Raw genomic sequence first — 13,037 nt, 5'->3', positions numbered from 1 at the left:
CCTAAAAGTACAAGCAACTTACGCTGATTTCTTTACTGATTTTGATATTGCCCCAGCCAAAACAGAAACAATAATTGATAAAGGTGAAAAGGGGGAAAAAGGAGATAAATCAGCAAGAATTAATGCTGCTTTTCCAAATGGACAGCAAGCAAAGGCGATTAGTATAAATGGAAGTGTAAGTTCTACGACTTTAGCTGAAGATTTAGTTAGACTGAAAGAGAGAGGTATTAATTGGAATGAAATTTCTGACTCTTCTGATTGTAATTGTAATAACACAAATGCTACCATCGGTACAATTAATGGTGGAGGTGTAAATCTAACAATCAGGTCAGACCACGGAAACGTCTATTTAAGAAAGAAAAAATAGAAACACAATATTATGAAAAAACAAAACGGTGCCTGAGCGAATTCGAAGGCACCGTTTTTATGCTAAAACAAATTCGTTTTTATCAATTTGATAGAAATTGCAATCAAAATCATTCCAAAAACTTTACGCAAAATATCTGCCCCAGTTGGCCCGAGAATTTTTTCGAGTTGTTGAGAGTTTCTTAAAACTATATAAACTACGAGTAAATTTAATAAAATTCCGATGATGATATTCTCGACTTGATAGGCGGCTTTCAATGAAATAATGGTAGTCATCGTACCCGCTCCCGCAATTATCGGAAAAGCCAGTGGCACAATTGAGGTTGCTTTACTATTAGTAGTTTCGTGTTTGAAAATGCTTCTTCCCAAAATCATTTCAAAACCGATTAAAAATAAAATCAAAGCCCCCGCTATGGCAAACGATTTGACATCAACGCCAAATAAACTCAAAATACTAATACCCAAAAACAGATAAGTTATCATCAAGCCACCTGCAACTAATGTTGCCTGCTCGGCGTGAATACTGCCTGCTTTTTTACGTAAATCAATAATTATAGGAATTGCACCTAAAATATCAATTACCGAAAATAAGATAATCGAAACCGAGATAATTTCTTTGAAAACGAAGTTCATTGGCGTAGTAAGGTTTTGAGGTTGTCGAATTCCCAATCTTCAATAGCTGGGAAATTGGCTATTCTGAAAGTGGTGTCTTTCCAAGCACCATAACCATTACCCAAAATTATATTATTTTCTTTAGCTTTTTGTTTTAAAGCCGAAATTTCATCAACCGTTCCTTTTATTGCAATAACTGTTTCTGACCTTACTTCTTCATTGGTAATCAATAAATCAAGAGTAGTTTCTTGGGCTATAAATCTATAAAAATCCTTTGCTCTTGATTTTATGTGAGTGCTAATGGTTTGAATATCAGGCACTTGCTGCATTACTCGCATTAGAAGATAAATGCCAAGAATGTTTGGTGTGTAATGTGTTTGAAACTTCTTGAAATTATCTCTGATGAAAAGTAGGCTGTTATAATGGTTTCGATTGCCAATTACTTCGGCACGTTTGATAGCTTTTGGCGAGCAAATCATCACGCCCATTCCAGCGGGTAAACCAAGACATTTCTGCACTGAAGCCAACCAAATATCTCCCGAATACCAGTCAAGTTCAACTCCTCCCAACGAAGATGTAACATCTATTGCAATGAGTGCTTCGGTGTTTAGTTTGCTAAAAAATGAATACTCGATTTGAGTGGCATTTGATGTTTCGTTTTGGGTAAAACACCAAACATCGGCATCGGTTGAATGCGATTTGGATATTTTTTCCTGAAAATCAGAACTTGTTGCTGATGTTTTTTTACCTAAGCGAGAGGCATATTCAAACCATTTTTCACCGAATGCACCATTAAAAGCATGATAACTATGATTTTTTACGAGGGATTGGCTGACGATTTCCCAACATTCGGTGGCTGATGAAGTAAAATAAACTTCGTAATCGTTCGGAATATTTTGTTTTTGTTTAAAGGCCGAAATGCACGCTTCAAGCATTTCCATAAAAGCCTTACTGCGGTGATTTTGACTCAAAATACCTTCATTCATGGCATCTTGGAGGTAAGTTGCCACTTGCGGATATACTTTTGATGGTCCTGGATAAAACGTTGTCAAAGTTGAGAGTTCTGAGTTGAGAGTTCTGAGTGGGAGTTTAAACAGAAAACTGAAAGTTTTATTTTACAATTCACACGAGTGCCTTAGTATTTTTAACTCAGAATTCAGAACTCTCAACTCAGAACTATTTTAAAAAGTACGCTTTTAAATCTCTTTCGAGTTCGGTTACTGAAACGGTATTGATGTTTCCATCAATTGCCAATGATATTTTTCCGTTTTCTTCCGAAATACATATTGCCGCAGCATCTGTTGCTTCCGAAATACCAAGTGCTGCACGGTGGCGAAAACCATAATTTGACGGTAAATCATCGTTGCTCGCAATCGGTAGAATGCAATGTGCTGCTTTGATGCGATTTTGGTTGATGATTAATGCTCCATCGTTTAGCAGACTATACTGACTAAAGAGCGATAAAATTAGTTTTTTAGATAAAACTCCATCAATAACATCGCCAGACTCAGCAAATTTGGATAAATCATCTTCTTTCTGAATGACGATAATTCCGCCCGTAAATTCACTCGACATCGTTTTTGCGGCTTCGATGATGCTTTTTAAAGGAAATTTTTCGTTCGAATTTATTTCTGTGCCAAGCAAATTGGAAAAAAACTGGTTGTTTGTAAGGGAGGTAGATTTGCCAACCAATAGCAAAAAACGACGAATTTCTTGTTGAAAAAGAACAATCAGGGCAATGGCTCCCACACCCATAAAATACTCTAAAATACGGGTAAGTAGCTCCAAACCAATGGCTTTTACGATGAGATAGAACAAATATATGAGCAAATAACCCAAGAAAACCCTACTGGCAACACTTCCTCGAACTAGTTTATAAATGTAATAGAGCAGAAATGCAACGAGCGTTATATCTAAAATATCAGTCCACTTAACTTCTAAAAATCCTATTTGCATGAGAAAATTTCATTTTATATTCAAATTCGGTTTCGTAGTACACTTGAAAACCTGAGTTTTCATAAAACCGCTTTGCTTTTGGGTTGTTTTTCAATACCTGTAATTCGATTCCTTTAGATTTTCTTTGTCCATCTTCAATCACCTTATCAAGCAATTGGCGACCAAAACCTTGGTTTTGAAAGTCTTTTTGAATCAGAATATTTATGATTTCAAAAGAATGATTTTTTTCTTCTATCTCCAAATATCCGATACTTTGTTTTTCAAATTCGATAATCTGAATGTTTTCCGAATCAAATTCTCGTCTGTGCGATTCGATTTCGGTGTTGTAAACGGCATCGCTGTATTCTTTGAATGAACTTTGTTCGATTTCAAATGTCAAATCGGCATCGTTTTGCGTTGCTTTTCTGAGTAGAAGTTCCATTTTATCAATAACGGTTTATAAAGGATTTAAGATAAAATGAGTTGCCTTAAATTCAGAAAAATCATTTCAATACAAAATAAATACTTTTTGAGAATAGTAGATTGATTTTTAGTATTTCTTTCAGCAGGATAATGGCGAATTTTAATCTCTATTCCTTATTTTTAATAACTTTGGCTTGCTTTGCTTTCAGTTTTTGGGCCGCCTTTTCTTCATTTTCCATTACTCTCGCCAAAACTATTTTTCGGATAACTTCTGCTGGAAGTGGATTTTCGGCCGTGAAATGTATTGTTGAACCCTCATGTTTGTAGCCAACCAAGTCTTGTCCGAAGTGACCTCGTAATCCAGAACTCATGAAATAAAACGAGAGATGAGTTTTATAATAGCCAAATCCCACCAATGCCCCTTTGTACTTGAATGTCGGAATCATATAGCTGATTACCTCTTCGGCATTGGGTACTAAATCCTGTATTTGCTGACGCAATTCTTCAAGAGCGATACGTTCTTTTTCTGGTACAAACGAAAGATACGAGTCAATATCTTTCACGGCAATATTCTTCTCCATCATAAATAGTTAGTAACTGATTTGAAATAATATAAAAATAGCTCAGTAAAGCATGATGAATGCTTTTTATCTCTGTGTACTATCGACTATTGTCAGTTGACCACTCAATAGGTTTTAAATTGCAAACAAGAAGGGTGTAAGACTTTTGTATCATCGCTGATTTTAGTTAATAAACCTGTCTGTGGGTTTCGTCTAAAAACCACTATATTATTTGAACTCTGGTTAGCCACGATAACAAAATTACCCGTTGGGTCGATATTGAAATTTCGGGGTGTTTCGCCAAAAGTGGATTCATGACCTACTAAAGTCAAACGCCCATTTGATGCGATTTTAAAAATAGAAACAGTATTTTCTACTCGATTGGTAGCGTACAAAAACTTACCATCGGGCGAAATATGAATATCTGCACTGCTATAAATTTCTGCTTTTTTTTGATTCGATACTGTGCTTTGAATTTTGTTTAATTGCCCATTTTTATAAGTATAAGCAATGATATTTCCACTCAATTCTTCGATAGCATAAGCAAATTTTTGATTTGGATGAAAAGCCATGTGGCGAGGGCCTCCGCCGGCTTCGGTGTTGATAGTCAAGTGATTAGTTTCGATTAATGGTTTGGCTTGGCTATCATCAAACTTAAATGTTCTGATTTTATCACTACCTAAATCGGGCAGAAAAAGAAAATCGTTTTTCGGTGAAAGATTTGCGGAATGGATATGCGGTTTTTCTTGTCGTTCTTTATTGATGCTCGTTCCAGAAAATTGAATACTTTGTACGTACGGGTTGAGGCTGCCATCTCCATTTTTGCTTAAAACCGTTACATTTCCTTCTCCATAATTAGCCGTAATGACAAATTTATTGTTTTTATGCACACTCACATAAACAGGGTTTTCGCCATTGGCCGATTGTTTATTAATAAATTTCAAGCTACCATCAGCACTATTAATGGCAAATGCACTTACATTTCCGTGTTGAGGAAGTTTGGTTTCGGTGCAGGCATATAAAAACTTTCCATCGGGCGAAACCGTCAGAAAGGAAGGATTTATAATATTTTCGGTATTAAAAACTAAATTTAAAGCACCAGTTTTTGGATTGAGTTCATACACATAAATACCTTTATCGGGTTTACCATCGGTGTAGGTGCCAACAAACATCAAGGTTTTTGATTGAGCAAAAACAAAATTGATACTTAGTAAAAGGATAAATAAAGAGGTTAGTTTTTTCATAAAGTATATTAACTTAAAGTATAATCTTCAAAATTGGAACGCTGATAACGCAGATGCAAGCACCGCAGATAGTCACAGATTTTTAAATCAGTGTCTATCTGCGTTTGAAAATCAGTGTCATCAGCGTTCCATTATTTTATAACTCATTGATTATCAATATAATTATTTCAATGGTCAAGTGGGCGTTTTTTTATCATTCCTCCTTTAGTGTCTTTTACGCTGTTCATGACCACAAAGGCATTGGGTTCGATTTTTTCGATTTCGGTATTGAGTTTATTTAATTCCAATCTCGTGATTACGGTATAAATAATGTCAATATTTTTAGTTTCACCACTTTTTCCGTAGCCTTTTTTACCGCTATAAACAGTTACACCACGCCCCATTTCATTGATAATCATTTGTCTGATTTCCTCGTTGTGTGAAGAGATAATCGTTACGCCGATATACTCATCAATACCTTCAATGATAAAATCTAAGGTTTTTGAAGCAGCCAGATAGGTAATCATTGAATAAAGGGCAATTTCGACCGAAAGAAAATAAGCTGCGGCTGAAAAAATAAGCACATTGATGATAATGATAATATCGCCAATAGTTGTTCCCATTTTTTTGCTTAAAAAAATCGCCAAAACCTCAGTTCCGTCGATGACAGCCCCACCTCTGACGGCTAAGCCGATACCCGCCCCAAGAAAAAATCCACCAAAGATAGAAACTAATAGGTTATCTTGAGTAACATCGGGGAAATTCACTGTACCTACGCAGAGTGCAAGTCCAGCAATGGCTAAGGCTGTTTTGAGGGCAAATACTTTCCCCAAGATTTTATAACCCAAAAAGATAAACGGAATATTGATACAAATAATGAGGATATAAAGCGGAATTTGAGTCAAGGCCGAAATGAGCAACGAAATACCCGTAGCTCCGCCATCAATGAAATGGTTAGTCAATAAAAAACCTTTGAAACCAAATGATGCCGAAAAAATTCCAGCCGTTATCAAGATAATATCTTTTAGGTAGCGTTTGAGTAAGATTTTTAACTCACGATACCCTTTGGCCAGTTTATAGTCGGAGTATCTTTCTCCGCTTGCTAATTTAGGTAGCGTGGTTTTTGTAATTATTTTTTTCCAGAGTGAATTCATAGCTATGCTTATTACGAATTAAGTTTTTAAATCTGCTTTTCTTTTTCTCAGAAAATTGGTGAATCTTCTGTCAGTTGGGTATTTCCGAGTAGGTGTTAGGTTATTGAAAACCAACGCAACTATCAGTAAAATTAGTGTGCCAGTAAGTACGGGTGTTAATACATATAAATACCCCAGTTGTTTTACTTTGTCAGTGCCTATGATTGCAATCAATGCCGCCGCTCCCCCTGGAGGGTGGAGAGTCTTGGTTATTTGCATCATCACTATAGAGAGCGAAACCGCCAAAGGAGCGGTAATCCATAAAATATTGGGCATAATTTTATAGATAGTCACGCCTATAATAGCCGAGATAACATGCCCTCCAACCAGATTTCGAGGTTGTGCCAATGGGCTTTGAATGGCACCAAAAATCAGAACACTCGATGCTCCAAACGAACCAATTAGAAATACATTATCGATTTCGGCCAAGGTTTTACTTTGGATAAATGCAATGAGTGCGATACCTACAAACGAGCCAATAAATGAATAGAGGTGCTCTTTGGTATCGACCAAGGTTTCTCGGTAGATAACATATCTCGTCATCCTTAAAGCTCGTTTAAGTTTATTTCTTACCATTTTTTGTTTTGTTGTACTTATAGTGTTGTTGTGTGCAAAATATTTATTGGATTGGTTTACTTCAAAACCTCCATTTCGTTGATTTCGGGGCCACCACCACGATTAGCCGAACCTGCCACCGAATAAACCTTTCCGCCAACCACTGCTGCTCCTGTGCCATGACGCCCTTGTTTGAGACTTGGAAAAGGCACCCATTGCATTTTCTTGGTGTCGAATGCCTCAACTTCGCTATGGGCAGGTACTTGAGCCGCACTTTCACCACCAATGACCAAAAGTTTATCGCCAAATGCTACTGATGAATTCCCCGCTCTTTGCGTTGGTAAATTTAATTCGCTTGAAAGTGTCTGCCATGTTTTTTTCTTTAAATCATATACATCGACTGCTGCTTCAGTCAGATTCAAAACTTGGTTGATACGAGCCGTTGAACGTCGGCCGCCTGCCACATATAGTTTATCATTGATTACGGCTACACTTACGTGGTCACGTAGGTGAGGGGCGTCGGCCAATTTTACCCAAGTATTGGTTTTTGGGTCATATTCATCAAGCCATGCCACGTGGCCATCCCAATGCCCATCGGTAATTCCACAAACTGTATAAATTTTGTCTTTATAGACCACACAGCCAGCCGAACCACGCAAACGGTCTTTCGGGATTTCGGGGCCAACTCGCCATTCTCCTTTTTCGAGATTGTAGATATAAATATTCTGAATTGGGGTTTCGTGCGGGTAATTTCCTGTCATGGCCATCATTACATATACTTCGCCATTGTATGTAACTGCTTGCAAATGATGTATTTCGAGTGGAGTGTCAACTGATTTTGTCCAAGTTTGGGTTTTTATGTCGTAGATTTCCGTGGGTTTAATGCCACGTCCGCCCAATAATACGAGTTTGTTCCCAACAGCTGTCATGGTGTTTTCGTGGCGATTGGTGCAAGTATTTTTTGGAGTCATTACTTCCCACGTTTGGGCGTTGGCACAAAAAAATGATGTTCCGAGCGTAGTTAGTAGGCCGACTTTGATAAAAGATATAATGGTCATAGGGAAAATTGCTTAAAGAGGTTGATTGAGTAAGCAATTTAACGAAAAAAAAACTTTTTCGGAGAAGATAAGCGACAATGAAAGTATTTGTGTGGATAAGAACCTAAGCCTGTTAGCTTAGATTCTTTGGGATTTGTACGAAAGTTTTAAATTTATAATGCTTAAAGCGGTAAGAAATTGTAGCTTGAGCAAGCTTATTATTGAACTTTGAATAATTTGATTGTATAATCAAGTAATTGTTGATTACCATAATCACCGTGGCCCGGCACTACGATTTTAACATTTGGATAAGCTTTTTTTACTTTTTCTACGGTATTAGACCATTCGGCAAGATTGGCATCGCCTAAATACCCTTTGCTGGCATCAACTTCTTTCACCAAACACCCACCAAACATGACATTTTCACTCGGAAAATAACCCACTACATTATCTTTGGTGTGTCCTTCTCCAAAAAACTTGGCGGTGATGCTTTCTTTACCAACTTTTAGTGTGAGTAAATCTTTGAAGCCATTTTGCGGAACGGTGTATTTATTTTCTTTTGCCAATTCGATAGTTTTGAAATTAGCATAAGAGGGAATATTATTATCATGAAACGCCTTTAAACCGCCCAAACAATCATCGTGGAAGTGCGTAGGAATAACGGCATTGATTTTACAATGAAGCGTTTCTTTTACCCATTTGATGAGTTCTTCGGCACTTTTATCGTTGGTTGGGGTGTCAAATACAATAACTTCATCATTATTTCTGACCAAAACTCCATTGCAAGGTACATAGCCAAAATCATTGGTTTGTTTGAATGAAACGTGTTTAAAAGCATTTTCAGAAATTTGCGTGATTACCAAACTACTGGTTTTATAAATTTCTTTAGATTTGAATTTGGCTTTCTCTTGAGCAAAAGCACTGATGCTCATAATTGAGATAATGAGTAGTGAGAGAGTTTTAGTGATAGCTTTCATTTTTCTTTGGTTATTGATTGGTTTTTAACGGTTTACGTATTGACGATGGTGGGGAATTTGGAAAACGTCAGCTTGGATTTTGTACAAATTCCCAATAAAATTACAATGTTGAATTTTGTACTTCAGCCCCGCTATTGCCAATACGATGTTGTGTGCCGGTTTTCCTAGCGTTCTACAAATACTCAAGCCCAAAGTCTAAAAGGAATAAGATTCCAAGCGAACAGTACAACAATCCATTGCAATGCTAATATTAGTGCAATAAAATTCAATTTATTTTTTGGACTAAATATGCCATTTTTTAAATAATATCCGAACGAAAAAGCAAGTCCGATTGGTAAAAAGCAGCTTGCAAAAAATAACAGCATACTAGCGACTGTTTTGTCTCCTAGTGCAACAAAAGATTGCAGGAAGAAAAAAGGCATAGGCAACAAAAGAAGTATTGTTGCCATAAAAGAAGCAAAAATGGGATTGGATACTACTCTCTTTTTGCTTTTCATCATTTGAAAGATACCTGAAAAAAATAAAATTAGAAGCCCAATACAGCCCAATATAAAACTAATCCAATGGGCCAGTAAATAATAGCCACTTACTTTTTGATGTGTAGAAAAAGCATCGGAAATAAAAACTTTACCTGAACTATCTTTATAGAAAATATGTGAATTTTCCGATTTTTCTTCAGCAATTAAAACATACTTGTCCACTTGATATAATATTTTTTCAGCTTTTTGAAAGGGCGATAAAATGACCATGCTGTCATTGAGTTTAACTTTTGTAAAACCAGATAGTATGTCGGCATAGGCAAAAGATTCAACTTTGGGAAATACGGGAAGATAATAGCCCGCCCAATCTTCCAAGCCTTTAGTTTGAACTTTTTTGGGCCTGTTCAGAACGGTATCTAAGTTTAAATATTGGATAAGGATTTTATTGAAGCGTTCATAATTAGCTGTTTCACTATCCATATTGTGTGAAATGAAAAAAGCTTTTTTAAATTTCGGAAACCAATAAAGCATGGCATGATACCCAACAATATTACCCGAATGTGCTAATCCAATTTGTCCATGTCTATCTCTTAATATTGCTCCTAACCCATAACCGACTAACAAACCTTTCTGAATTGAAATGGTATTTTGGGCTTTTCCCATTTGTAACAAATAGTTATAGTCAATAAACATTTTACCGTTTACAGTACCATCACTTAATAAAAATTTAGCAAAAATTGCCATATCATAAGCTGTGGTAGTAAATTGTCCTGCTGGTCGTAAATACATAGGCAGGGAAGGAAATATTTTTTGTTTGTCCAAATGACCAAAAGCTAAACGCTTGTCCGCATTTTCTCCCACTTGCGAAACAAATTGAAACGTGCTGTTCGTCATTCCTAACGGCATCAACAGGTTTTTGTCTAAATAACTTTCATATTTTTCTTTTGTTACACTTTCAACAATCATAGCCAATAAGGTATAGCCCATATTTGAATAGGAAAAAATACTTCCTGGCTGTGTGTGAACTTTCAAAACTTTTGGGTCACGTTTAAATGCAAGCTCAAGCGGCGAATTAGGATGAGCACTTTTACTAAAAATTTGCCAAAGTCGAATATCCGTTAATCCTGAAGTATGGTCCAACAAATGACGAATGGTAATAGGGCAATTCTTTTCCCACTTGTTTTCAAAGCTAAGATGTGGTAAATATTTGCTTACTGGGTCGTTTAAATTCAATTTGTTTTCAGTCGCAAGTCTTAAAATACCTGTTGCAATGAGTGTTTTTGTGATTGAACCAATATGTACTTTATCAGTTGGTTTTAGGTGTGTACCAGTTTCTTTGTTACTTAGACCAACAGCATCATAAGTAATTTTACCATCTGCATCAACGACTGACCAAGCTGCACCTGTAAGTCCTTCTTCAATCAATGCTTTATTGATTTCATTTTTTAAATTTTGATTTGTTTGAGCAAATGCAGAATTTATCAAGCAAAAAATAAAAAGGTAAAATATTCTAAATTTCATCAACTAATGGTGAGGTTTCTTTAAAATAGTACACAACGAAATAGTATTTATAAAGGACTTGGATTTGAAATACAAAAGTTGAGCATTTGCACAATGCTTTATAGAATTATAAAAACTGAAAAACTTACATCCGCCAGTCTTTCATAAATACAATGTTGGTGCCTGCCGCTTTTTTTACCAGCCAAATGTCCATGAGCAAAAAGTCCCCAAGTGTCAGTTTGCAGAGAGTTGTCTCTGAACTGAACGCACAAATTCTGTAGAAACGTCCGCAAAGTCTGCAATCGTTTCAATGTCTAAACCTTTCAAAAGAGCTTTTGTAACGACCTCTGTTTTTACATTTAATTCTTTTCTATCCTCTGCTTCTTTAATTTTTCTGCTTTCTGCTTTAACCGATTCTGCATTACGAGCAATCAGAATCTCCAATGAAGCCTTTTCGTCAGGTGTCATTTTGCGACTGTCCAACTCATCAATGGCAACTTTAAGCCATTCCTCATCCCAAAACTTGGGGAATTGTGTCGGTTGGGTAACTGTATGTATCGTTTTCATCGTATAAATCAGTTTTTGTAAATCTGTTTGACAATCAACTTCCTGTAACTTAAATTTATCTAATTCTACTGTAACAAATGTCATTTGTTCGTCAAAAAGTTCGGCTTTTTCATTCCGTAGGTTTGCGAGTGTATGAAAGTCGTCATAAGGTAGAATATTGTTTGCCAAAATAGCTACGCAATAGATTTTTGTCAGCGTACCATAGTCAAATTTACCACGTTTTACCATTGCGTTGAACTTGTGCAAGGCATAAAATTTCATACGTTGCACAAAATATGGGATATCGCCATACTGCATTTCAACGATAAAATGATTGTCGTTTTCGTCAATACAAGCCAAATCAAAAATACCACTACGTCAGTCTTGGGTGATTCCTTCAAAGGTATTTTTATCAAATTTTACCTCTTTTATAGGTACTTCTGACTTGATAAGTGCTTGCAAAGCCTTACGCAAGAAAAGCGTATTTGCTTCATTGCCAAAAGTAGCCTTGAATCCATAATCCGAGATTATCGGAATAAATATTTGGTCGTCTGTGTATAATGCTTCCATGAAGCTAAGTTAATTCTTTAATTTAGAGATAAATTCGTTTCCAAATATTTAATACCTTTTTTAGTTATAAAAATGCGGTGGTTAATCTTATTACCATGGTCATCGTTAAAAAAGGTTATCTCAACATACTCTTTATCAATTAAGGTACTTAAAGCTGATAAATAATTGGTTTTATCAAAATTACTTTCTGTTTCAATTGAGGAAATTAAACCTCTAAAGAATATTCCACCCGTATCAGAAGCATAAAGTAAATTCAGCAAATATTTTAACGTTAATATTTACATACTACTTTGTTATATTGGGGTTATTATTAAGCTTCTTTTGCGGTAGCCACCAACTCTCAAATTTATGAAAGTTATATAGTACTTTTTGTATTTATTTGAATAAAATTAAGCTTCTTTCGAATTTTTATCGTCATACTTTCCATCTAAACCGTCATCAAATACTCCACCGAAATCCCATCAATTTTTTCAAGTTTACCAATCACTTGGTTGGTGAGGGTTTTTCTGAATTCGAGTTCCATAGTGCATTGGTTATCATAAGTTTGATTTCTGATTTTCAAACTAAATTCTTTCACTATTTTCATTACATCATTCATTTGCACAAACTCAAAACTAACATTATAAACATCATTGACGGTCTTTTCAACTACTTCTGCCACTGTCAGAGCTTCGGCCGTTGCAGATTTATAGGCATTGATTAAACCAGGAACACCCAAAAGCGTTCCGCCAAAATACCGAACAACCACTACCAAAATGTTGGTAATATCTTGCGATAAGAGGGTATTTAAAATTGGTTTTCCAGCCGTTCCCGAAGGTTCGCCATCATCATTTACTCTGAAATTAGTGCGGTCGAGTCCCAAACGATAGGCATAACAATGATGCACCGCTTTGAAATGCTCTTTTCTGAGATTATCGACCAATGCTTTTACTTCATTTTCGTGTTCGATAGGATAGGCATAAGCCAGAAATTTGCTACCTCTATCTTTAAATAAGCCCTCAACAGGAGCCTTAATTGTTTTATATGTATCTTCAAAAAGCATGAATAACGTGGAGCGAACC

Annotated in this window: 16 protein-coding genes; 1 reads left to right on the top strand and 15 read right to left on the bottom strand. The window is 36.0% G+C overall.

The window, feature by feature from the left end; translation table 11 throughout:
- On the top strand, positions 1 to 367 hold a 367-nt coding region (locus ACOVO2_RS25655; protein ID WP_421772715.1), incomplete at its 5' end, for a hypothetical protein.
- A 62-nt stretch (positions 368 to 429) separates the two neighbouring features.
- Here the strand turns inward: ACOVO2_RS25655 and ACOVO2_RS25650 are convergent.
- From ACOVO2_RS25650 to ACOVO2_RS25580, 15 genes are all read right to left on the bottom strand, one after another.
- Positions 430 to 999 carry a MarC family protein gene (locus ACOVO2_RS25650; protein WP_421772714.1) on the bottom strand — a complete coding sequence of 190 codons (570 nt, stop codon included), beginning with the start codon at positions 997 to 999 and terminating at the stop codon, positions 430 to 432.
- A complete protein-coding gene (locus ACOVO2_RS25645) occupies positions 996 to 2,030 on the bottom strand; it encodes an aminotransferase class V-fold PLP-dependent enzyme (RefSeq protein WP_421772713.1) in 1,035 nt (344 codons plus the stop codon). Before ACOVO2_RS25645 ends, ACOVO2_RS25650 begins: the two co-directional genes overlap by 4 nt.
- A 124-nt stretch (positions 2,031 to 2,154) precedes the next feature.
- Positions 2,155 to 2,934, bottom strand: a complete 780-nt coding sequence (cdaA, locus tag ACOVO2_RS25640; protein WP_421772712.1) for a diadenylate cyclase CdaA — start codon at positions 2,932 to 2,934, stop codon at positions 2,155 to 2,157.
- Positions 2,909 to 3,355, bottom strand: coding sequence for a GNAT family N-acetyltransferase (locus ACOVO2_RS25635; protein WP_421772711.1), 447 nt, complete (start codon positions 3,353 to 3,355; stop codon positions 2,909 to 2,911). The genes cdaA and ACOVO2_RS25635 overlap by 26 nt, the downstream gene beginning before the upstream one ends.
- Positions 3,356 to 3,503: 148 nt before the next feature.
- A complete protein-coding gene (locus ACOVO2_RS25630; RefSeq protein ID WP_421772710.1) occupies positions 3,504 to 3,920 on the bottom strand; it encodes an iron chaperone in 417 nt (138 codons plus the stop codon).
- A 101-nt stretch (positions 3,921 to 4,021) separates the two neighbouring features.
- A complete protein-coding gene (locus ACOVO2_RS25625; RefSeq protein ID WP_421772709.1) occupies positions 4,022 to 5,140 on the bottom strand; it encodes a lactonase family protein in 1,119 nt (372 codons plus the stop codon).
- A gap of 167 nt (positions 5,141 to 5,307) precedes the next feature.
- Complete coding sequence (locus ACOVO2_RS25620) at positions 5,308 to 6,273, bottom strand: YitT family protein (RefSeq protein ID WP_188766150.1); 966 nt, start codon at positions 6,271 to 6,273, stop codon at positions 5,308 to 5,310.
- Positions 6,274 to 6,291: 18 nt separating this feature from the next.
- Positions 6,292 to 6,888 carry an HPP family protein gene (locus ACOVO2_RS25615; RefSeq protein ID WP_421772708.1) on the bottom strand — a complete coding sequence of 199 codons (597 nt, stop codon included), beginning with the start codon at positions 6,886 to 6,888 and terminating at the stop codon, positions 6,292 to 6,294.
- Between the two features lie 56 nt (positions 6,889 to 6,944).
- Entirely contained in the window at positions 6,945 to 7,838 is an 894-nt protein-coding gene (locus ACOVO2_RS25610) for a Kelch repeat-containing protein (RefSeq protein WP_421772736.1), read from the bottom strand.
- 284 nt (positions 7,839 to 8,122) lie between these two features.
- The gene (bla, locus tag ACOVO2_RS25605; protein ID WP_421772707.1) at positions 8,123 to 8,881 is read right to left on the bottom strand and encodes a subclass B1 metallo-beta-lactamase; all 759 of its coding nucleotides are present in this window, start codon (positions 8,879 to 8,881) and stop codon (positions 8,123 to 8,125) included.
- 182 nt (positions 8,882 to 9,063) lie between these two features.
- Positions 9,064 to 10,881: a serine hydrolase domain-containing protein gene (locus tag ACOVO2_RS25600; protein ID WP_421772706.1), complete on the bottom strand. Its 1,818-nt coding sequence runs from the start codon at positions 10,879 to 10,881 to the stop codon at positions 9,064 to 9,066.
- Positions 10,882 to 11,094: 213 nt separating this feature from the next.
- Positions 11,095 to 11,775: a PD-(D/E)XK nuclease family transposase gene (locus ACOVO2_RS25595; protein WP_421772735.1), complete on the bottom strand. Its 681-nt coding sequence runs from the start codon at positions 11,773 to 11,775 to the stop codon at positions 11,095 to 11,097.
- 9 nt (positions 11,776 to 11,784) lie between these two features.
- Positions 11,785 to 11,976 (bottom strand): hypothetical protein, encoded by a 192-nt coding sequence (locus ACOVO2_RS25590; protein WP_421772705.1) that lies wholly within the window; start codon positions 11,974 to 11,976, stop codon positions 11,785 to 11,787.
- A 17-nt stretch (positions 11,977 to 11,993) separates the two neighbouring features.
- Positions 11,994 to 12,236 carry a hypothetical protein gene (locus ACOVO2_RS25585; protein ID WP_421772704.1) on the bottom strand — a complete coding sequence of 81 codons (243 nt, stop codon included), beginning with the start codon at positions 12,234 to 12,236 and terminating at the stop codon, positions 11,994 to 11,996.
- Positions 12,237 to 12,403: 167 nt separating this feature from the next.
- Positions 12,404 to 13,037: IMPACT family protein (locus ACOVO2_RS25580; RefSeq protein WP_421772703.1), on the bottom strand; the 634-nt coding region annotated here is incomplete at its 5' end.

It is taken from the genome of Emticicia sp., from assembly GCF_049241225.1.
Classification (GTDB): domain Bacteria; phylum Bacteroidota; class Bacteroidia; order Cytophagales; family Spirosomataceae; genus Emticicia.
The sequence above is the reverse complement of the archived record's forward strand: the minus strand, read 5'-3'. Positions and strand labels throughout refer to the sequence as shown.